Here is a 20,877-nt window from a genome sequence, read left to right on the forward strand (position 1 = left end):
ATCACCGTACGTCGGCGCCGCGGGCGGCGCGCGCGGGAGCGGAACCGAACGCGGCCTCGCGGAACGCGGCGCGCGGCGGGCCGGCGGCAACCGCCCCGGCGCCGGGGACGAGGACCGCCCAGCGGCCCTGGCGAGGGGAGATCCACACGCCCGGGCCGGAGCCGGACGGGGGGTGGTGGGTCCAGACGCCGGCGGGCGCGGGGTGCCAGAGCAGGCCGCGCGAGGGGGTGAGTTCGCCGGTGCGGATCCTCAGGGACTCGGCGGTCCAGGCGCGGGGGACGGGCTCGTCGGCGCTGGAGAGCAGATGGCGCAGGAACCGGGCGAGATCGGCCGGACAGGTGCGCAGTGTGCCCGCGGCGAAGCCGGTGCGGGTCATGCCGAGGGGCTGCCAGACGTGGCTGTGGGCGTAGTCGGCCAACGGGGTGCCGGCGAGGTGTTCGGCGAGGCGGGTGAGGGCTGCCAGGGGAGCCGGGCCGTCGCCGCGGGTGAGCAGGTGGTGGGCGGTGGTGCCGGCGGGCAGTCCCGCCGAGGGGGCCGTCCCGTAGGCCGTGAGGGGGGTGTGCAGGGTGAGTTCGCCCTGGCCGACGAGGCGGCCGATGACGGGCCAGAGCGCGAGTACCGCGGTCAGGTCCCCGGCGTCGACCGGGGTGCCCCAGCCGTCCGGCGCGTCCGCGGCGTCCGCGTCGCCCTCCGGACCGGGGTGTGCGGCGTGGACGGCGTCCGCCGATCCCACCGCCCAGAACGCGCCCGGGCCGGCGGCGCGTGCGAGAGCCTCGATCTGCGGCGTCATGGTCGTCCACGCTACGTCGCCCCGCCGGGCGGGCCCGGCAGGTCCGCCGGGGAGTCCCGGCGCGGTCGCCGCCCGCCACCCGATTGCCGGGGGCGGGCGGCGCGCGTGGCTATGGCGCGTCGGGGCGGTCGGTCACCCGGAGGGTGTTGACCAGGGGCTTGCCTGCACCGTGGTGCGTCACGAAGCGGATGTTGAGCACGCCGTCCGTGACCTTGACGGTGTAGGTCCTGGTCAGGGCGGTGTAGGTGCCGGCCTCCAGGGAGATGTCGAGCGAGGGCAGGATCTGGGCTCCCTCGGCCAGGACGTCGAAGACGCGCTTGTCCGGCCTGGTGGGGGTGAGCTCGGCGAAGCCCAGTTCCACGGTGTAGGTGCCGTTGGGGACGTTGTCGAAGCGGTACTCGTACATGCCCTCGCGGGCGTTGCGGAAGAGCCGCTGGTCGTCGGTGCCGGCGATGGCGCGGCCGGTGGAGTGGACGCCGCCGTTGCCCTGGTAGCCGTAGGAGCCGGGGGTGTAGGCGCGGTCCGGGGACCAGGAGTCGCCCGCCGTGTCCGTGCCCGCGTAGTCGGAGCCGGCGTCCACGGCGCTCTGGTACCGCGGGACGACGATCTTGACGGGGACGGTGAGGACGGGGCTGCGGCCGCTGGCCGAGGTGATCCGCAGGCCGGTGCTCAGCACCGTGCCCGGGGCCAGCCCGGCGGTGTCGGCCGTCAGGGTGAGCGGGGCCTTGCCGCCGGCCGGCAGGTTCCCCTCCGCCGGGGACGCCGTCAGCCAGGGCGCGTCCTCGGCGACCGTGTAGGCCGTGGTGAGGCCGGGGTTGGTGAGCTCCAGGGTGCGGGTGCGCCGCTGGCCGGCGGGGAGGACCAGTTCCACGGCCGGCGCGGATGCGGTGACCCGGCCGGTGCGCAGCGAGCGGTCGACCCCGGTGACCTCGGCCGGCTTCACGTCGGCGGTGGTGGCGGCGGTTTCGTACGAGGGCGCGGCCATGGTGACCGTACGGACGCCCGACGGGCTCTGGACGACGTACCCGCCGTCGGCCGCGGTGGTGGCGGAGACGGCCGCGTCGCCGCTGCCGACGGTGACCGTGGCGCCGGGGACGCCGTTGCCGTCGTTGGCGTCGAGCACCCGGCCGGTGACGACGCCGCTGCGGGTGGTGCGGAAGCCGACGGAGAGGCCGTCGGTGAGGGCGGGGGTGTTGAAGGAGTACGTGAAGGCGTCGGTGCCGGCCGCGTTCTCCACGCCGACGGTGGCGGAGGAGCCGCCCTTGACGCCGGTACCGCCCGTCCCCTTGTAGGAGTAGGTGACCGTGCCGTCCTCGCCGATCGCCGCCGAGAAGGAGAAGGTGTCGGCCTGCGCGGACCAGTGGGAGACCTGCCGCCACTCGATGACGTAGCGGCGGTGCGGGGCCGTGCCGGTGACGGCGGTGAAGACGCCCGAGCCGCTGTCGGCGGCGCCGACGACGAGGTCGTCCCAGAAGGGGTAGAGGGCCGCGTTGGGGGTGGCGGAGCTCGGGAGGTCGCCGTTGACGTCGCCGGTGTGGTTGCCGCCGAGGCTGACCGTGCCGTTGGTGCCGATCCAGGCCTGGGCGTACGTCTTCCCGTACAGCGGCAGCGGGAAGGGCAGGTCGACGCGTTCGGTGGTGTTGTCGCCCGTCAGGGCGAGCCGCCGGTCGCCGGCGGGGTACGGGCGGCCGCCGTGGGCGGCGCAGGCGTAGCCGTAGGCGTCGGTGCGCTCGGGGAGGGTGACCGTGACGGCGGTGTCGCCGGTGACGGTGGACCGCGCCGTGCCCGTGGTGAGGCAGCGCGCCGGGTGGGTGGCGCTCACGTCGTAGGTTCCGTGGGGCACGGTGACCTCGAAGCGGCCCTGGGCGTCGGTGGTGGCCGTCACGGGGGTGCCCAGGAGGGTGACGGCCGCTCCGGCGGCGGGCCCGGTGGCGGAGCCGACGGTGCCGCTGAGCCTGGCGGTGGGCGCCCGGGTGAGGGTCAGGTCCGCGGTGGCGGTGGCCTGTTCGGTGACGGTCACCGTGGTGCCCCGCTGTCCGTGGCCGAACTTGGAGGCCGTGAGCTCGTAGGCACCGACGGACAGGACGCCGAAGCGGTAGGTGCCGTCGGCGGCCGTGGTGGCCGTCCGGTCGATCGGGCCGTGCGCGGTGACCTCGGCGCCCGCCACGGGCTCGCCGCCGTCGGTGCGGACGGTGCCGGCGAGCGCGCCGACCGCGCCGCGCGGAGCGGCGTTCACCGCGGCCAGGGCGTCGAGCCGGCCCTCGCCGAAGACGTTGTTGTCGGCGGGGGTGCCGCCGCACTGGCCGCTGTCCGTGTCCTGGGCGGTGCCGTCGAGCAGGGCTTCGGTCTGCGCCACGTCACCGGCGAGGGAGGGCGCGGCCGACCACAGCAGGGCCACGGTGGCGGCGGTGTGCGGTGAGGCCATGGAGGTGCCGGAGAAGGAGGCGTACTCGCCTCCGGGGACGGAGGAGCGGACGTTCACACCGGGGGCGGCGATGTTCGGTTTGACGATGCCGCCGGGGCCCGCGCCGCGCGAGGAGAAGGCGGCGACGGCGTTGTCGATGCCGAAGGCGCCGGAGCTGTAGGAGCGCGCGTAGTCGCCGGGCGAGCCGCTGGTGCCGCAGCCGGGGCCGGAGTTGCCGTTGGAGAAGGCGGGGAAGATGCCGGCGGCGCGCCAGGTGTCGACGACCTGCCGGTACCAGTCGTCGTGCGCCGTGCCGCCCCAGGAGTTGTTGACGACGTGCGGGGCGAGGTCGGGTCGCGGGTTCCGGCCGTTCAGGTCGGTGGGGGCGACGATCCACTGTCCGGCGGCGAGCAGGGAGGCCTCGGAGCAGGAGTTGGACTCGCAGCCCTTCGCGGCGATCCACCGGGCCCCGGGGGCCACGCCGATCTTGTTGGCTCCGCCGTCGTCGCCGACCATCGTGCCCATGGTGTGGGTGCCGTGGTCGTTGTTGTCGCAGGGCGCGGCGCCGGCGCAGACGCCCGCCGGGTCGAACCAGTTGTGGTCGTGGTCGTACGAGCCGTCCGCGTTCCTGCCGCGGTACTGGTGGCTGACGGCGGGGTGGGTGTGGTCCACGCCGCTGTCGATGTTGGCGACGACGATGCCCTCGCCGCGTACGCCGAGCCGGTCCCAGACCCGGGGGGCCTTGATCCGGTCGATGTTCCATTCGACGGCGTCGGCGGCGGTCGCCTCGCGGGTGCCTTCGGCTGGTTCGGCGAGCGCGACCACGTCGTCGGCGTCGATCCGGGCGACCTCGGGGCGCTCGGCGAGGGTTGCGGCGAGTTTGCGGCTGCCGACGACGCGGACCGCGTTGACGATCCAGTACGAGGTGTACTCCGCCCTGGCTCCTTCCAGCGCCTTGAGGACCTCGGCCTGGGTGCGCGCGGCGTGGTCCTGCTTGGTGCGCAGCACCGTTTCGGCCTTGGCGGCGCGGGTCCGCTGTTTCCCCGCGGCGGTCAGGTCGGCGGCGCTGTCGAGGTAGACCCAGAAGGCGGCCTTGTCGGAGCCGTCGAACTGGGCGCGGAGGGCGGGTTCGAGCTTGCGCTCGGCCGCGGAGGGTGCGGGGCCGGGCCGCGGGGCGGCGGTGGCGGCACCGGCGCCGGCCGGCAGGAGCAGGGCGGCGCTCAGAGCGGCGAGCGCCGCGCGTAAGGAACGTCGTGGGTTGCGTCGTGGCACGTGTCGTCTCCTCTTACGCCGTGTACGGCGTGTGCGGATCGTGCGGATCGTGTGGAAAGCCCGTGCGTGCTGTGCGCGGGTCATGCTCCGAGAGGTGCCATGTGCATTACAAGAGGGCCCCGTGCGCCACGCGGCGGGCGGCCGCGGCCCCGCCCGGTGGCCTTCCGGGCACCGCCGCGTCAGCCTGGAGGGATGAGTGCGCAACCCGGCGGACCCCCGCCCGAGAACGGCCCCCCGCCGGCGCCCCGGCCCGGCCCCGCGCCCGCCGCGGAGCCGGAGGTCGCACTGCGCTCCGCGCGGGGACGGTGGGTCCTGGCCGCCACCGTGCTCGGGTCGGCGATGGCACTGCTGGACTCGACCGTGGTCAACGTGGCCCTGCCCCGCATCGGGCGGGACCTCGGCGCCGACCTGGCCGTCCTCCAGTGGACGGTGAACGCCTACCTGCTGACCCTGGCGGGGCTGATCCTGGTGGGCGGGGCGCTCGGCGACCGCTTCGGGCGGCGCCGGATCTTCGTCCTCGGCGTGGTCTGGTTCGCGGTCGGCTCGCTGCTGTGCGGGCTCGCGCCGAACGCCGGGATCCTGATCGCCGCCCGCGCCCTCCAGGGCATCGGCGGCGCACTGCTGACACCCGGTTCGCTCGCGCTGATCCAGGGCTCGATCCGGCCCGCCGACCGGGCCCGCGCGGTGGGCCTGTGGTCGGGTTTCGGCGGGGTCGGAGCGGCCGTCGGACCGTTCCTCGGCGGCTGGCTGGTGGACGGGCCGGGCTGGCGGTGGGTGTTCCTGATCAACGTCCCGGTGGCCGCTCTGTGCGTGCCCGCCGCCCTGAAGCACATTCCGGAATCGCGGGATCCGCAGGCGGGCGGGCGGTTCGACGTGCTCGGCGCGGTGCTCGGCGCGGCCGCCCTGGCCCTGCTGACGTACGCGCTGATCGAAGCCCGGTCCGCGACGGCCCCGGTCGTCGGCGCGGCCGTGGGCGGGGTGCTGCTGGCGGTCCTCTTCGTGTACGTCGAGCGGCGCCGGCCGGATCCGATGCTCCCCCCGGGGATCTTCTCCTCCCGGCAGTTCACCGCCGTCAACCTGGTCACCCTCTTCGTCTACGCGGCCTTCGGCGGCTTCTTCTTCCTCGTCGTGCTCCAGCTCCAGGTGGTGGCCGGGTACTCCGCCCTCGGCGCCGGGGCCGCACTGCTGCCCACCACCGTCCTGATGCTGCTGCTGTCGTCCCGGGCGGGGGAGCTCGGGGAACGCATCGGGCCCCGCGTCCCGCTCACCCTCGGGCCGCTGCTGTGCGCCGCCGGGACGCTGCTGATGCTGCGCGCGGGCCCGGACGCCTCGTACGCACGGGACGTCCTGCCGGCCATGGTGGTGATGGGGGCCGGCATGGCCCTGCTGGTCGCCCCGCTGACCTCCACCGTCCTGGCCTCCGTGCCGACGGGCCGGGCGGGCCTCGCCAGCGGCATCAACAACGCCGCCGCGCGGGCCGCCGGGCTGCTCGCGGTGGCGGCGCTGCCGCTGCTGGCGGGGATGGGCCCGGACGCGTACCTGTCGGCCGGCGCCTTCGACGGGGCCTTCGGGCGGGCCATGCTCTGGTGCGCCGGGGCTCTGGTGGCGGGCGCGGCCACCGCCTGGGCGACCGTACGCGCCCCCGCGGCCGGGGCCTGCCACCCCCAGTGCCGTACGCACTGCGCGGTCGGCTCCCCGCCGCTCGAACACCCCGAGCCGGAAGCCGGGGCGGACCTCCCGGCCCGGCCCTGACGGCGCGGGCCGGCCGTGGGGGTGGTGGGGGTGGTGGCCTGGATGCGGCCGCTGGGGGCGGTGCCGGCTGCCGGGGCGGTGCTCTGCGCGGCGCTGCGGCGGGAGGGGGACTACTGGTTCTGGCCGCCCAGGACGAAGAGCAGGTAGACGAAGAAGGCGAAGAGGTGGCCGACGAACAGGTACGCGACGAGCCTGATGATCAGACCGCGCGGGAACTTGGACTCGAAGCGCCGACGGAAGGTCAACGGCGCCGCCGCCTCCCCGGAAGCGGTCCGGTCGGCCGTCTGACCGGCCTCACCGGCCTGACCGTCCTGATCAGCGGTCCGGTCGGCGTTCTGCTGTGCTGTGGTGGGCATCTGGTCTCCTCTGGAATGCGACTCGGACACGGGTACGGCTCCCCCTAGTGCTGGCGCGTGGTCTTGGCGTCGCCGAGGCACAGCCCGGCGAGGCTGCTCTGCAGCAGCGTGTGGACGAACAGCAGCTCGCACCCGCCCGGCCCGGCCGCGCCGATCCGGTGCGGGGTGAGCGAGTCGAAGTGCGCGCTGTCCCCCGGCTCCAGCAGGTGCTCGGTCTCCCCCAGGTGCAGCCGCAGGCGGCCACCGAGCACGTACAGCCACTCCTCCCCCGGGTGGACGCGGACCAGCTCGCCCTGGCTGCGCCCGTGCGGGACGTGGACGCGCAGCGCCTGCATCCCCCGCCCGGGGCCGCCCGCCTGCCAGTACGTCCACCCGTCGGCCTCGCGGGCCCCCGGACCGCCCGCCCGTACGATGGGATCGGCGACGGCGGGGGTCTCGCCGAGCAGCTCGGAGACGGTCGTACCGTAGGTGCGGGCCAGCCCGAGCAGCAGCGGCAGCGAGGGCTGGCGCCGGCCGGTCTCCAGCCGCGACAGGTGCGCGGGCGAGAGCCTGGCCCGCGCGGCTGCGGCCTCCAGCGTGAGCCCGGCGCGCCGGCGCAGCTCCCGCAGCTGCGGGGCCACGGCGGGCAGCTCGTCGGCGGTGCCGTCGGCGGCTTCGGGGGCCAGGGCGCCTCGGGCGCCTTCTGGTTCCTCGGAAGGGGGCGTCATACCCCCGATTGAGCCAGAGCCTTACCTGTCAGGCAAACTCCCTTGCCTCTGAGGCAAAAAGCTCCCGCCCGGGAGGCTCTTACTCCTCCCGGCGGCCCTGCTCCAGCACCGTTTCCACCGTGTCCGCCTCCCGCGCCTCCTTGTCCGGGCGGTGCCGCAGGACGCGGGCGAAGCGCAGGGCGACCCCGGCCGGGTAGCGCGGGGAGCGCTGGAGGCCGTCGTAGGCGATCTCCACCACCAGCTCGGGCCGGACCCGGACGGTGAAGCCGTCGTCCTCCACGGCCAGCTCGCGCAGCCGGCCCGTCTGCCAGCGCAGCATCTCGTCCGTCAGCCCCTTGAAGGTCTTGCCCAGCATGGCGTACGTGCCGTCGCCCGCCCGCGCGCCCAGGTGCAGGTTGGACAGCAGCCCGGTGCGGCGGCCGTGGCCCCATTCGGCGGCGAGCACGACCAGGTCGAGGGTGTGCACCGGTTTCACCTTCAGCCACTGCTTTCCGCGCCGGCCCGCCGCGTAGGGGGAGCCGAGGGCCTTGACCATGACCCCCTCGTGGCCCCGGCGCAGGGCCGCCGTCCAGAACTCCTCGGCCTCGGCCGCCTGCGCCACGGCGTCCTCCACCACCAGCCGCCGTACCCGCCGGGTTTCCGGGACCAGGCCGGCCAGGGCCGCGTACCGGTCGTGGACCGGCAGGTCCAGCAGGACGTCGTCACCGAGGGCCAGCACGTCGAAGAAGTACGCGGTCACCGGCAGCGCCTCGCGTGCCGCCGTCACGTCGAGCCGGGAGCCGACCCGGCCCGCGATCTCCTGGAAGGGCACCGGCCGGCCGTCGGCGCCCTGCCCGATGACTTCCCCGTCGAGGACGAACCGCTCCCCCGGCAGGCTCCGCGCCAGCTCGGCCACCTCCGGCAGCCGGCCGGTGATGTCGTCGAGGGAACGGGTGTGGATCCGTACCTCGTCCCCGTCGCGGTGGACCTGGACACGGATCCCGTCGAGCTTCTCCTCCACCGCGCAGGGTGCGAGCGCGGTCAGGGCGTCGGCGAGGGAGCGGGCGGTCCCGGCCAGCATGGGCTGTACGGGCTGCCCGATGCGCAGGGTGACGTCCCGCAGCGCCGGGGCGCCGCCGGCCAGGACCGCCGCCGCCATCCGGGGCAGCGAGCCGTCCAGCATCACGGCGCGGCGCAGCTCGGCGGCCGGTACCCCGGCGGCCGCGGCCACCCCTTCCAGGGCGACGGCGTCCAGCGCGCCCTGGCGCACCTCGCCGGACAGCAGGCTGCGCAGGAAGCGCTGTTCGCCCTCGGTGGCGGCGCCCAGCAGGCCGGCGACGATGCGGCGGCGCTCGGCCTGCGCCCCCGGCCCGGCCACGGCGGCCAGCTCGCTCACGGCGGCGTCGACGGCCGGCACGGTGAGCGTCGGCTCGGCGGCGGGGGCGGTGTGCTGGGCCAGCGTGCGCCAGCCGACGCCGGGCCGGCCCTGCGGGAGCCGCCCGGAGAGGTAGGCGATCACCAGGCCCGCCTCATCGGCGGGGGCGGCCGCGAAGAGCTCCGCGAGCAGGGCGGTCTTCCGGGACCGGGCGGAGGTCTCGGCGACCTCCCGGGACACGCGAGCGACCTCGGCCAGCAGCATGCCGTCCATCCTCCCGCCGCCGCCGCCGCGGCGCAGGTCGGGGCGGCGTACCGCGGGCGCGGTACGCCCGGCCGCCCGGGTAGTCCTGGAGAAGGGGCCGGGCTCCCCCTGAGGGAGCTCGGGGAAGGCGATCACGGGCTTTAGGGTGCCCGTATGAAGCTTCGACTGCCCCGGCGTCCCCGGGACCGCCTGCTCGCCGGTGCCGCCGCCCTCGTGGTCCTGGCGGGCGCCGGCACCTGGACGGCCGCCGCGTCCGGGGACGAGCCGGCCGTGCACCGCGAGGACCGGTTCGTGAGCGTGCCGGGAGTGGACACGCCCGCGCCGGGCGCGTCCGGAACGGGGATCGACACCTCCTTCTTCACCTCCGGGGACCCCTCGCGGGAACGCCCCGCAGTGCTCCTCGGCCACGGCTTCGGCGGCAGCAAGGACGACGTCCGGGCCCAGGCCGAACGCCTCGCCCGCGCCGGCTACGCCGTCATGACCTGGTCGGCGCGCGGCTTCGGCCGCTCCGGCGGGACGATCGGGCTGAACGACCCGGAGCACGAGGTCAAGGACGTCTCCGCGCTCGTCGACGCGCTGGCCCGCCGGCCCGGCGTACGGCTCGACGCGGACGGCGACCCGCGGGTGGGCGTGGCCGGGGCCTCGTACGGAGGGGCCGTGGCCCTGCTGGCCGCCGGGTACGACCGGCGGGTGGACGCGATCGCCCCGCAGATCACCTACTGGAACCTGGCCGACGCCCTCTTCCCGCAGGGCGTGTTCAAGAAGCTGTGGGCCGGGATCTTCTTCACCACCGGCGCGGCGGGCGGCTTCCAGCCGGCGCAGCCGCCCGCCGGCGGTGCGGCGGGCGCACCCGTCGGGACGGGCGGGCCGGGCTGCGGCCGGTTCGAGCCGCGGCTGTGCGCCATGTACGAGCGCGTCGCGGTGGCCGGGAAGCCCGACGCCGAGGCGCGCGAGCTGCTGGAGCGGCGCAGCCCCTCGGCCGTCGGTGACCGGATCAGGGTGCCGGCGCTGATCGTGCAGGGGCAGGACGACTCCCTCTTCCCGCTGGACCAGGCCGACGCGATGGCGAAGGCCATCTCCGCGAACGGCGCTCCCGTCGCCGTGGACTGGGCGGCCGGCGGGCACGACGGCGGCATGCGCGAGGCCGCCCGCGTCGAGGCCCGCGTGGCCGCCTGGTTCGACCGCTACCTGAAGGGCGACGAGGCGGTGGACACCGGCCCGGCCTTCCGCGTGACGCGGTCCGGCGGGATCGACTCCACCGACGGCCGGCTCACCCTGCGCGGCGCCACCGGGGAGCGCTACCCGGGGCTCGTCCCGGACCCGCGCGCCTTCGCCCTGTCGGGGCGGGAGCAGACCTTCGCCAACCCGGCGGGCGGAGCGCCGCCCGCGCTGTCCTCGCTGCCCGGGGTGGGCGGACAGCTCGCCTCCCTCGGAGCCGGGCTGTCGCTGGACTTCCCCGGGCAGAACGCCCGCTTCGAGTCGGAGCCGCTGCCCGGGGCGGTACGGGTCACCGGGACCCCGACCGTCACGCTGAAGGTGAGGTCGACGGCCGCCGACGGGTCGGCCGTACTGTTCGCCAAGGTGTACGACGTGGGGCCCGACGGCCGCCGGCAGGTGCTGCCGGCGCAGTTGGTCGCGCCCGTACGGGTGGAGGACGCCGGGCAGGGCCGGACCGTGGAGCTGCGGCTCCCGGCCGTGGACCACACCGTCCAGGCCGGGCACCGGCTGCGGCTGGTGGTCGCCGCCACCGACCTCGGCTACGCCTCTCCGGCCGCGCCGGCCGCGTACACCGTCTCCGCGGAGGGGCCGCTGCGGGTGCCCGTCGCGGACGGGGTGCGCACGGCGTCCGCCGGCCTGCCCGCCTGGACCTGGGGGCTGCCGCTGGCCGCGCTGGCGCTGGCCGCGGGGCTCCTCGGGATCCGGCGGACCGGCGGGGGCCGGGCGGCGACGCGGGCGGGGGCACCGCAGCCCGAACCCGCGCTGGCCGACGTACCGCTGGACATCACCGGGCTGACGAAGCGCTACGCCGGGGCCCGGGACCGCTACGCCGTGCGGGACCTGTCGTTCCGGGTGGAGAAGGGCCAGGTCCTGGGTCTGCTGGGGCCCAACGGGGCCGGGAAGACCACCACCCTGCGGATGCTGATGGGCCTGATCGCGCCGGACGCCGGTGAGGTCCGGGTGTTCGGGCACGCGGTCCGGCCCGGGGCTCCGGTGCTCTCACGGGTCGGGGCGTTCGTGGAGGGCGCCGGGTTCCTGCCGCACCTGACGGGCCGGGCCAATCTGGAGCTGTACTGGCAGGCCACGGGCCGTCCCCCCGAGGACGCGCACCTGGCGGAGGCCCTGGAGATCGCCGGGCTCGGCGACGCCCTGGAGCGGGCGGTGCGCACGTACTCCCAGGGCATGCGGCAGCGGCTCGCGATCGCGCAGGCCATGCTGGGGATGCCGGACCTGCTGATCCTCGACGAGCCGACGAACGGTCTGGACCCGCCGCAGATCCGGGAGATGCGGGACGTGATGATCCGCTACGCCGCCGGCGGACGGACGGTCATCGTCTCCAGCCACCTGCTGTCGGAGGTCGAGCAGTCGTGCACGCACCTCGTGGTCATGGACCGCGGGCGGCTCGTGCGGGCGGGCGAGGTCGCCGAGATCACCGGCGGCGGGGACACCCTGCTGGTGGCGCTGGCGGAGCCGGTGGACGAGGTGACCGTGGGGAAGGTCGCCGCCCTGGAAGGGGTGGCCTCCGCGGTGCGCTCCGAGGAGGGGCTGCTCGTACGGCTCGACGGTGCGACGCCCGCCGCGCTGATCGGCGAACTCGTCCGGCTGGAGCTGCCGGTCGCGGCCGTGGGGCCGCACCGGAGGCTCGAGGACGCCTTCCTGACCCTGATCGGAGGTGCGGCATGAGTGCCGTCCCGAACGAGCTCGTACGGGAGACCGTGCCGGGCCGGGAGACCGCGCCCGGCTACCGGGCGGGCCGGACGCTGCCGCTGCGCGTGGAGGCGCTGCGGCAGTGGCGGCGACGGCGGACGCTGGTGATGGGCGGGGTGCTGGCCGCGCTGCCGTTCGTCATGATCATCGCGTTCGCGGTGGGCGGCGGCCCGGACGACGACGGGCGCGGCGGCGGCAACGGCCGGGTCAGCCTGATCGACACGGCCACGGCGTCCGGCGCGAACTTCGCGGCGACCTGCCTGTTCGTGTCGGCCGGTTTCCTGCTGGTGGTGCCGGTGGCGCTGTTCTGCGGGGACACGGTGGCCTCGGAGGCGAGCTGGTCCTCGCTGCGCTACCTGCTGGCCTCGCCGGTGCCCCGGGCCCGGCTGCTGTGGAGCAAGCTCGTGGTGGCGCTGGGGTTCAGCCTGGCGGCGATCGTGCTGCTGCCGGTGGTGGCGCTGGCGGCGGGGACGGCCGCGTACGGGTGGGGGCCGCTCAGGCTCCCGACGGGCGGGGCGCTGCCCGCCGGGGACACCGTGCCGCGCCTCGCGCTGGCCGTCGCCTTCGTGTTCGTGTCGCAGCTGGTGACGGCCGGGCTGGCGTTCTGGCTGTCGACGCGGACGGACGCGCCGCTGGGCGCGGTGGGCGGTGCGGTCGGCCTGACGATCGTGGGGAACGTGCTCGACGCGGTGACGGCCCTGGGTTCGTGGCGCGAGTTCCTGCCCGCGCACTGGCAGTTCGCCTGGGCGGACGCCCTGCAGCCGCAGCTGGAGTGGGGCGGGATGGCCAAGGGCGCGGCGGTGTCCGTGTCGTACGCCGTGGTGCTGTTCGCGCTCGCGTTCCGGGGGTTCTCCCGCAAGGACATCACCTCCTGAGGCGGAGGGGCTCCGGGCGGGAGAACCGCCCGCCGGTTCAGCCGCCGCCCAGGACGCGCACGGGCGAGCCGTCGAGGAACGCCAGGATGTCCTCGACGGCCTCGCCGTAGTAGGTGGCGTAGTTGGCGCGGGTGACGTAGCCGAGGTGGGGGGTGGCGAGCAGCCCCGGGGCGGTGCGCAGCGGGTGCCCGGCGGGCAGCGGCTCGGTGTCGTAGACGTCGAGGCCGGCCCCCGCGATGCGGCCGGCGCGCAGGGCGTCGAGCAGCGCCTCCTGGTCCACGATGGCGGCGCGGGAGGTGTTGACGAGGTAGGCGGTCGGCCGCATCAGCTCCAGCTCCGCCGCGCCGATCAGGCCGCGGGTGCGCTCGCCGAGGGCGAGGTGGACGGAGACGAAGTCGCTGCCGGCCAGCAGTTCCTCCTTGGACGCGGCGAGCGTCACCCCTTCCGCGTCCGCCCGCTCCTTGGTGAGGTTCCGGCTCCAGGCCGTGACCTCCATGCCGAAGGCGAGCCCGATCCGGGCGACGCGGCTGCCGGTCTTGCCGAGGCCCAGCAGGCCCAGGCGCCGCCCGTGCAGGTCGGCGCCGACGGTCTGCTGCCAGGGGCCGCCCTCGCGCAGGGCGGTGTTCTCCTGGACGATCCCGCGGGCCAGGCCCAGCAGCAGGGCCCAGGTCAGCTCGACGGGCGGGGTGGAGGAGCTGGCGGTGCCGCAGACGGTGACCCCGGCGCGCCGGGCGGCGGCGTGGTCGATGACCGAGTGGCGCATGCCGCTGGCGACCAGGAGGCGCAGGCGCGGCAGCCGCTCCAGCAGGCCCGCCGGGAAGGCGACGCGTTCGCGCAGGGTGACGACGATGTCGAAGCCGGCCAGACGGGCGGCCAGTTCGTCCTCGTCGTCGAGGTGGTCGGCGTACGTGACCACCTCGACGCCCCGGCCGGTGACCGGGGACCAGTCGGCCAGGCTGGTGGCCACCCCCTGGAAGTCGTCGAGGACCGCGCAGCGCAGCGGACCGCTCATGCGTGGGCCTCCGCGACCTCGTCGATCTCGGCCAGCAGCTCCGCCTCCAGCGGGCGGTCGGCCACGGCCGCGTTGGCCCGTACCTGCTCGGGCGAGGTGGCGCCTGCGATGACGGAGGAGCAGCCGGGCTGGGCGGAGAGCCAGCCGATGGCCAGCTCCAGGACGCCTCGGCCGTGCTTCCCGGCGATCGCGGCCAGGGCCTCCACGGTGTCGAGGCGCTCCTCGGTGAGGTAGGCGTCGCGGCCTTCGAGGCGGGAGCCGGCCGGGACGGGGGCGCCCCGGCGGATCTTGCCGGTGAGGAGGCCGTTGGCCAGCGGGAAGTACGGGAGGACGCCGAGGCCGTAGTGGCGGGCGGCGGGGACCAGCTCCCGCTCGGCGGAGCGCTGGAGCAGCGACCACTCGTTCTGCGCGGAGACGAAGGGCACGGCGCCCGTCTCGCGGGCCACGTGCGCGGCTTCGGCGAGCTGCCAGCCGGTGAGGTTGGAGTGGCCGATGTAGCGGACCTTGCCCTCGGTGACGAGCTCGGTGAGGGCGGCGAGGGTTTCCGCGACGGGTGTGGCGGGGTCGGGGCTGTGCAGCTGGTAGAGGTCGATGTGGTCGGTGTCCAGGCGGCGCAGGGACTCCTCGACGGCGCGCCGGATGTAGGCGCGGCCGCCGCGGGCGCCGGCGGCGGGGCCGTACCCCATGTCGACGCCGTCGTAGCCGAACTTGGTGGCGAGGACCACCTGGTCGCGGCGGCCCTTGAGGGCCTGGCCGAGGTGGGTCTCGGAGCCGCCGCGGCCGCCGTAGATGTCGGCGGTGTCGAGGAGGGTGATCCCGCAGTCGAGGGCGGCGTCGACGACGGCGCGGGTGGCCTGGGCGTCGAGGCGGCCGCCGAAGTTGTTGCAGCCGAGGCCGACGGCGGAGACCTTCAGCCCTGAGGTGCCCAGGGGGAGATAGCGCATACGGGTCGTTCCTCCGTACTCGTGGGGTTCGCGCGGTCAGTGTGGTGGGGGTGGGCGGTGCGGTGGGGATGGGTGGCGGGGTTGGTGCGGTTCGCCGGTCCGCTCGGCTCCGGCCGGTGTGTGATCGGCGAAGTGGCAGTGTAGGCATACCGGTTGGTCTGTGGCCCGGGTGGCCGTCCGGACGATCGGCGGACCCCGAGCGGGAGGGGCCGGACCCCGGGCCCGCTCCGGCGCGAAAGGGGTGGACCGCACCCGGACGGGTGCTTAGGATCAAGGTGACGGCATCGCGTGCCGGTCACCGACCGGGTGAGGCATGGAGGTGCCGTGGCATGCCTTTCGGAGGCATTAACCCATGTCCGTCCAGCTGAACCACACGATCGTCCACTCCCTCGACAACAAGCGGTCCGCCGCCTTCCTCGCGGACATCCTCGGTCTTGAAGTCGGCCCCGAGTGGGGTCCCTTCGTCCCGGTGTCCACCGCCAACGGCGTGACCCTGGACTTCGCGGCCGTCCCGGCCGAGTCCATCACCCCGCAGCACTACGCGTTCCTGATCTCGGAGGAGGAGTTCGACTCCGCCTTCGAGAAGATCCGGGTGTCGGGGGTCGAGTACTTCGCCGATCCGCACGGCAAGCACCCCGGGGAGATCAACCACAACGACGGGGGCCGCGGGGTGTACTTCCTGGACCCCGCCGGGCACGGAATGGAGATCATCACCCGCCCGTACGGCGGCTAGCACGGCCCATGGAGGGGCCCCGGCGCCACGCGCCGGGGCCCCTCCATCTGTTCGGCCGCGGTGGCCTCATCCGGCGGCCGGCTCCGGCAGGTAGACGATGCTGGGGGCGCCCGTCGTCGGGTGGACCCCGACGCGGGTGCGGACGCCGTAGACCTCCGCCAGCAGGTCCTCGTCCAGCACCTCGGCCGGCGGGCCCGCCGCGACGACCCGGCCGGCCGACAGGACGTACAGCCGGTCGCAGAAGGAGGCGGCGAGGTTGAGGTCGTGCAGGACGAGCAGCCCGGTCGCGGGCAGGGCGCGGACCAGGCCGAGCACCTCCAGCTGGTAGCGGATGTCGAGGTGGTTCGTCGGCTCGTCCAGGGTGAGCAGGCCCGGTTCCTGGACGAGGGCGCGGGCGACGAGCGCGCGCTGGCGCTCACCGCCGGAGAGCTCCTCGAAGCGGCGCTCCGCGCAGGCGGCGGCGCCGACCCTGTCCAGGGCCTCGGCCACGCGCCGCCGGTCCTCCGGGCCGTCCTGCTCCCAGAACCGTTTGTGCGGGCTGCGGCCCATGGCGACGACCTCGCGGACCGTCAGCCCGAAGGTGCCGGTGGCGTCCTGCGGGACCACCGCCACCCGCCGGGCGCGCTCCTTGACGCCGAGCGCCGCGGCATCGGCCCCGTCGAGCAGCACCCGGCCGGCGGTGGGCCGCAGGGCGCCGTAGACGCAGCGCAGCAGGGTGGTCTTGCCGCTGCCGTTCGGCCCGACGACACCGACCGTCTCACCGGGGCGGGCGGTGAGGTCGACCCCGTGCAGCAGGGTGTGCCCGTCCACCTCGTAACGAAGGGCCTCGACGGCGAGTTCCGCCGGTCCGCCGGTCATCCGGCCACCGCCTCGGACCGGCCCGTCCGGCGCAGCATCCACAGGAAGAACGGGCCGCCCAGCAGTGCGGTGACCACCCCGACCGGGATCTCCTCGGGAGCCGCCGCCGTACGGGCGACCAGGTCGGCCAGGACCAGGAAGACCGCGCCGGCCAGCGCGGCGACCGGGAGCACGGCCCGGTGGCCGGCGCCGACCGCCATCCGGGCGGCGTGGGGGACCATCAGCCCGACGAAGCCGATCGCCCCGCTGTAGGCGACGAGCACCCCGATGACGAGGGAGGAGAGCACGAACACGGCGGCACGGAAGCGTCCGGTGTCCAGGCCGAGCGTGCGGGCTCCCTCCTCCCCCGCCAGCAGCAGGTCCAGCGGCCGGGCCAGCGCGAGGAGCAGGCCGGTGCCGGCGAGCAGCGCGGCGGCCGGCAGGGCCAGTTCCTCCCAGCGGGCCCCGCCGAGGCCGCCCAGGGTCCAGAACAGGGCGGTACGGATCTGGTCGGGGTGCGCGGACAGCACGAGGACCAGGCTGGTCAGCGCGGACAGGACGTACTGCACGGCGACCCCGGCCAGGATCAGCCGCCCGGTGCTCATGGTGCCGCCGCGCCCGGCCATGGCGTAGACGGCGACGAGCGCCACCGTCGAGCCCGCGAACGCGGCGGCCGGCAGCCCGAGCCCGCCCGCGAGTCCGGCTGCGCCCGCACCGGACACGATGACCAGCACCGCTCCCGCCGAGGCTCCGGAGGAGGCCCCGAGGAGGAACGGATCGGCGAGCGGGTTGCGTACGAGGGCCTGGAGCACGGCGCCGGAGACCGCGAGCCCGGCCCCGACGACGGCCCCGAGCAGCACGCGCGGCATCCGCACGTCCCACACGATGGAGGGGAAGGCGCCGGGCATCCCGGGGCCGCGGAGGACGATGCCGACGACCTCACCGGGGGCGATCCGTACGGGTCCCAGGGCGAGCCCCGCCACGGCCGCCGCGGCGAGCGCGGCGGCGAGGAGCACCAGGACACCGACGGTGCGGCGCCCCCTCACGCCCCGGCTCACGCGGCGTCGGGGTGCAGCTGGCGGCCCAGGGACTCGACGGCGTCGGCGACGCGGACCCCGAGCACGGCCGAGGAGAGCGGCAGGACGACGAACCGGCGGTCCCTGACGGCGGGAACCCGAGCGAGCGCCGGATCGTTCAGCAGGCGCTGCTTCTTGGCCTCCACGGTGGTGCCGCCGTAGTCGTAGATGAGGATGACCTCGGGACCGCGCTCGATGACCTTCTCCCACGGCACGTCGCCGAAGGTGTCCTTGAGGTCGGCGAACACGTTCGTCCCCCCGGCCAGGGAGACGATCTCGTTGCCTATGCCGTTGCCGCCGGAGGTGAAGGCGGAGGCCTCCCCGGAGTCGTAGACGAAGACGGACGGCCGGGGCCTGTCCTTCACACGGGCGGTGACGGCGTCGACGCGGCGCTGCTCGTCCTGGACGAGGGCCGCGCCGCGCTCGGGCACGCCGAAGGTCCGGGCGACTTCGGTGATCTCGGTCTTCAGCTGTTCGAGCCCGACCGGGCCCTGGGTGCAGTACTCCACGCTCAGCCGCGAGTTGATGCCGGCCTTGGCCAGCCCTTCGCGGTCCCGGCCCTGCCCCTTGTCGAAGGCGCTGGCGTAACCGCCGTAGACGAAGTCGGGGTTGGCCCCGAGGAGCACCTCCTTCGAGGGGTACTCCTTGGCCAGCACCTTGATCTTGTCGTAGGCGGGCCGGTAGGCGGGCAGCACGGAGTCGTCGAGATACGCGGTGCCGGCCATCCGGTCCTGGAGTCCGAGGGCCAGCATGATCTCGGTGGCGTGCTGGTTCATGGTGACGGCGCGTTCGGGCGGCGCCTGATAGGTGGTGCTGACGCCGCAGTTGGTCACGGCGTACGGGAACCCGGGCGCGGCGTGCGCACCGGGCCCGGGCCGCTCCGCCCCGGGCGGACCGCCGCAGGCGGTGAGCGGCACGACGAGAGCGAGCGGCAGGAAGGAGCGCACGGCGGCGCGGACACGCGACATGATGAGGCCTCTCCGGGGGATCCTCGTCCCCGGTCGAAGTGAAGAGGCGGTGCGTCAGTGTCTGACTCCCGGCCGTCGCGCGGACGCGGCGGCCGGTCACAGTGGCGGGACCGCACCGGATTCGCACCGGTTTCCTGTCCTGCACCGCCGGGACAACCGTGCCAGTCTGCCAGACGCGGTGTTCGCCCCCGGAAAGGGTCTCCGCGCAGCGCGCAATTGCCGGGCTCAGCGGCCGCGAACGGGAAATGGTTCCTGCCCACCGATTCTGGCGGTGAGCAGGAACCATTGAAGCATCGCCGTCAGGAGGAAGCGGCGGTGATCTGCCAGGCGACCATTCCCGTGGCTCCGGAAGCCGCAGTGATGTCGACGGGCAGTTCTTCCGGAGAATCCTCGACCCGTCGGCTCACCGATACTCCGTCACAGGGAATGGACTCCGCCCCCTTTTCACCGACTTTCATGTCGACGGCGCCTGTGCCGACACAGGCTACGGCGACCTTGTACGTCTTTCCCTTCGCGAGCGAAGAGCGAGAGTGAACGCCGTCCCGGACCCTTTCCATGCCGGATTCCACGAACTCGGGAGAATCGGGATGGATTTTCTCCAACAGGCCCTTGGCTCTACTGCCCTGGGCTTCCTCGGTCTCCCCCGCGGATGACCGCACGCTCGTCGGACTGCCCGACGGTGGCGCGCTCTCGCTACCGCAGCCGGCCGCCAGGAAGGATGCGACAGCGAGGGCCGCCGCCACGGTCAGCGGCCTGCGAGGAACGGTCACGAGCTCGTTTCCCAGTACTTCCAGCCGACCTCCGAGGTGGGCAGGTTCGCGGTGCCGCTCTTGATGAGCTTCTTGCCACACCGGTCCGCACTGGTCTCGTACTTGGCCCACTTCACGGCGTACCCCCAGGAGCCGTACTGGAGGTGGCCGTACTTGCCGCTGGTCACGTTCCTGCGGTACTCGTGCCCCACGGTGATCCCGACCTCGGTGCCGATCTTCGCCGTGATGGAGACCTTGGCCTTGGCGACGATGCCACTGACCTCGACCTCACCGCCCGCGCTGACCTCCCGGAGGACCTTGCCCGACCTCTCCACCCTGACCACCATGGTGCCTCCCGGACCGTCCTTGAAGGACGTGCCGGCGAACTTGGCCGGCATGTGGATTCCGGTCTTCGAGGGGATCTCGAACCATGTGCGGCGAGGGTTGTCACACGCCTGCGTGCCGGACTCCGAGTTGGTCGACGTCTCCGGCAGGTGCTCCAGCGAATTGTCCTCGGGGGCAGCCTCCTCCACGACCTCGACCGAGGTCACGGGCTGCGACTCATCGCCTGCCGCATGAGCCGGGGAGGCCATTCCCCCCAGTAGAGCCAAAGCGAAGACCGGTCCGACGGTCCCACGCACCGTAAAACGCATAATTCCCCCATGTCTAATTTTTCGTGGGGCCACCATCAGGTCAGCGAGGCGGCCCCTGCGCCAAGACCGTAGCCGCGCCGGTAGAGGAACGGGGAAACCGAAGCGTTCTTCTGAGGAAGAATTGAGGATCATCGACCTCAGTAGCCCCCAACTCGCCTGCGTTAGCGCCATGTTGAGGGACACATCGCCCGATTTCACGATCCGGCCTGCCGGGTGGGGGCGAGGGACGGGGGGCGTCGGGGTTCGACTGCCGCTTAACCCTCCACGCCGGTGGCCACGCCACACCAGCCGACGCCGGGGCTCGGCATCCCTGAACCACGGCTTGCCACAGTGCCACCGCGACCAGGGCGGCCGAGGCGGTCCAGGCCGGCGCGGCGTCCACCCCGAGCCCCCGGGGAAGGCGGATATCGGCGGGCACCCCCTGAGCGGCCCGCGCCGCACCGGGCTTCCCCCAGGCAACCCCCACGGGGAAGACAAAACGGACCCCGGGAGTGATCTCCCGGGGTCCGGCTCGGCAGGGGTAGCAGGATTCGAACCTACGACATCTGGTTTTGGAGACCAGCGCTCTGACCAGCTGAGCTATACCCCTTTGGTGGCGCCAAGCCTGCCACGAAGCGGGCGGAAGATCCAATCCATATTCCGTGTCGCCGGTGGCGGGAGCGGGGCCGGCGGAGGATCGTGGGCGGGGAGGGGGCGGGTACACGGAGTGGAGGAGGAGTCGTGCGCCACCGTGCGGGGCGGCTGCTGGGGCCCCTGCTCGTGCTCCTGCTGGTCGGCGCCGGGCCCGACGGGTCCGGGGAGACCGTCCCCCTCGACGGGAACCGGCCCGGGGAGCGGCTCGACGTCACGCTGACCCGGGTCGTCGACCCCGCGGGCCGTGTGGACGCGGACCGGCTGGTCGCCGTGGAGCTGCGCCTGGAGAACACCGGGACGGTGCCGTACGAGGACTCCCCCGCGCCGGCCGCGCACCTCCTCGACGCCGAAGGGCAGCGGTTCACCGGCTCCAGCACCGCGACCGGCGCCGGGCCGAGCCTTCCCGGCACCCTCACCCTGCCTCCCGGTGGTTCGGCCTCGGGGTTCGTCACCTTCCGGCTCCCCGAGGACGCCCGCCTCGCCGCGGTGCAGTTCGCACTGGACGCGGGGCTGGGCAACAACGTGGGCCACTGGAGCCTGCCCTGAGCCTCGGGGCGCCGCGGCCGCCAACGG

The 20,877-nt window shown here is 74.6% G+C and carries 17 protein-coding genes, 1 tRNA gene and 1 riboswitch; of the genes, 5 read left to right on the forward strand and 13 right to left on the reverse strand.

The genetic code is table 11. From position 1 onward, the window contains the following. Position 1: 1 nt before the first annotated feature. The gene (locus ACZ51S_RS18075) at positions 2–790 is read right to left on the reverse strand and encodes a serine hydrolase domain-containing protein (protein ID WP_468803083.1); all 789 of its coding nucleotides are present in this window, start codon (positions 788–790) and stop codon (positions 2–4) included. Between the two features lie 109 nt (positions 791–899). Next, positions 900–4,466 (reverse strand): S8 family serine peptidase, encoded by a 3,567-nt coding sequence (locus ACZ51S_RS18080; protein ID WP_468961390.1) that lies wholly within the window; start codon positions 4,464–4,466, stop codon positions 900–902. 192 nt (positions 4,467–4,658) lie between these two features. On the opposite strand from ACZ51S_RS18080, the gene ACZ51S_RS18085 reads away from it, so the two are divergent. Continuing rightward, entirely contained in the window at positions 4,659–6,218 is a 1,560-nt protein-coding gene (locus tag ACZ51S_RS18085; protein ID WP_468476578.1) for an MFS transporter, read from the forward strand. Between the two features lie 110 nt (positions 6,219–6,328). Here the strand turns inward: ACZ51S_RS18085 and ACZ51S_RS18090 are convergent, their stop codons facing one another. The 3 genes from ACZ51S_RS18090 to ACZ51S_RS18100 all read right to left on the reverse strand — a co-directional run bounded on the left by ACZ51S_RS18090 (position 6,329) and on the right by ACZ51S_RS18100 (position 8,899). Then, the gene (locus ACZ51S_RS18090) at positions 6,329–6,574 is read right to left on the reverse strand and encodes a DUF6126 family protein (RefSeq protein ID WP_468476577.1); all 246 of its coding nucleotides are present in this window, start codon (positions 6,572–6,574) and stop codon (positions 6,329–6,331) included. Between the two features lie 44 nt (positions 6,575–6,618). After that, a complete protein-coding gene (locus ACZ51S_RS18095) occupies positions 6,619–7,281 on the reverse strand; it encodes a helix-turn-helix domain-containing protein (protein WP_468476576.1) in 663 nt (220 codons plus the stop codon). Between the two features lie 79 nt (positions 7,282–7,360). Beyond that, positions 7,361–8,899 (reverse strand): ATP-dependent DNA ligase, encoded by a 1,539-nt coding sequence (locus ACZ51S_RS18100; protein WP_468803129.1) that lies wholly within the window; start codon positions 8,897–8,899, stop codon positions 7,361–7,363. Between the two features lie 153 nt (positions 8,900–9,052). On the opposite strand from ACZ51S_RS18100, the gene ACZ51S_RS18105 reads away from it, so the two are divergent. Both ACZ51S_RS18105 and ACZ51S_RS18110 read left to right on the forward strand, forming a co-directional pair. Beyond that, the gene (locus tag ACZ51S_RS18105; RefSeq protein ID WP_468803086.1) at positions 9,053–11,800 is read left to right on the forward strand and encodes an alpha/beta fold hydrolase; all 2,748 of its coding nucleotides are present in this window, start codon (positions 9,053–9,055) and stop codon (positions 11,798–11,800) included. Next, positions 11,797–12,699, forward strand: coding sequence for an ABC transporter permease (locus tag ACZ51S_RS18110; RefSeq protein WP_468961392.1), 903 nt, complete (start codon positions 11,797–11,799; stop codon positions 12,697–12,699). Before ACZ51S_RS18105 ends, ACZ51S_RS18110 begins: the two co-directional genes overlap by 4 nt. Positions 12,700–12,736: 37 nt before the next feature. Here ACZ51S_RS18110 and ACZ51S_RS18115 read toward each other — a convergent pair whose 3' ends face one another. Further along, positions 12,737–13,711: a D-2-hydroxyacid dehydrogenase family protein gene (locus tag ACZ51S_RS18115; protein ID WP_388940145.1), complete on the reverse strand. Its 975-nt coding sequence runs from the start codon at positions 13,709–13,711 to the stop codon at positions 12,737–12,739. Then, the gene (locus ACZ51S_RS18120) at positions 13,708–14,655 is read right to left on the reverse strand and encodes an aldo/keto reductase (RefSeq protein ID WP_468476573.1); all 948 of its coding nucleotides are present in this window, start codon (positions 14,653–14,655) and stop codon (positions 13,708–13,710) included. The genes ACZ51S_RS18115 and ACZ51S_RS18120 overlap by 4 nt, the downstream gene beginning before the upstream one ends. 352 nt (positions 14,656–15,007) lie before the next feature. On the opposite strand from ACZ51S_RS18120, the gene ACZ51S_RS18125 reads away from it, so the two are divergent. Further along, positions 15,008–15,388, forward strand: coding sequence for a VOC family protein (locus ACZ51S_RS18125; RefSeq protein ID WP_468476572.1), 381 nt, complete (start codon positions 15,008–15,010; stop codon positions 15,386–15,388). Between the two features lie 66 nt (positions 15,389–15,454). On the opposite strand, the gene ACZ51S_RS18130 is transcribed toward ACZ51S_RS18125, so the two are convergent. The 6 genes from ACZ51S_RS18130 to ACZ51S_RS18155 form a co-directional block, all read right to left on the reverse strand. Further along, a complete protein-coding gene (locus ACZ51S_RS18130) occupies positions 15,455–16,246 on the reverse strand; it encodes an ABC transporter ATP-binding protein (protein WP_468961394.1) in 792 nt (263 codons plus the stop codon). Next, positions 16,243–17,271: a FecCD family ABC transporter permease gene (locus ACZ51S_RS18135; protein ID WP_468961396.1), complete on the reverse strand. Its 1,029-nt coding sequence runs from the start codon at positions 17,269–17,271 to the stop codon at positions 16,243–16,245. Before ACZ51S_RS18135 ends, ACZ51S_RS18130 begins: the two co-directional genes overlap by 4 nt. 8 nt (positions 17,272–17,279) lie before the next feature. Continuing rightward, the gene (locus tag ACZ51S_RS18140) at positions 17,280–18,269 is read right to left on the reverse strand and encodes an ABC transporter substrate-binding protein (RefSeq protein ID WP_468476569.1); all 990 of its coding nucleotides are present in this window, start codon (positions 18,267–18,269) and stop codon (positions 17,280–17,282) included. Between the two features lie 35 nt (positions 18,270–18,304). Continuing rightward, positions 18,305–18,441: riboswitch (cobalamin riboswitch) on the reverse strand. Positions 18,442–18,568: 127 nt separating this feature from the next. After that, complete coding sequence (locus tag ACZ51S_RS18145; RefSeq protein WP_468476568.1) at positions 18,569–19,039, reverse strand: hypothetical protein; 471 nt, start codon at positions 19,037–19,039, stop codon at positions 18,569–18,571. Beyond that, complete coding sequence (locus tag ACZ51S_RS18150; protein WP_468476567.1) at positions 19,036–19,569, reverse strand: hypothetical protein; 534 nt, start codon at positions 19,567–19,569, stop codon at positions 19,036–19,038. Before ACZ51S_RS18150 ends, ACZ51S_RS18145 begins: the two co-directional genes overlap by 4 nt. Positions 19,570–20,186: 617 nt before the next feature. Beyond that, positions 20,187–20,260 (reverse strand) — tRNA-Trp (locus ACZ51S_RS18155). Positions 20,261–20,391: 131 nt separating this feature from the next. On the opposite strand from ACZ51S_RS18155, the gene ACZ51S_RS18160 reads away from it, so the two are divergent. Beyond that, positions 20,392–20,850 carry a DUF4352 domain-containing protein gene (locus ACZ51S_RS18160; protein ID WP_468961399.1) on the forward strand — a complete coding sequence of 153 codons (459 nt, stop codon included), beginning with the start codon at positions 20,392–20,394 and terminating at the stop codon, positions 20,848–20,850. The last annotated feature ends 27 nt before the right edge of the window (positions 20,851–20,877 follow it).

This window comes from Streptomyces sp. NPDC034043, from assembly GCF_055575675.1.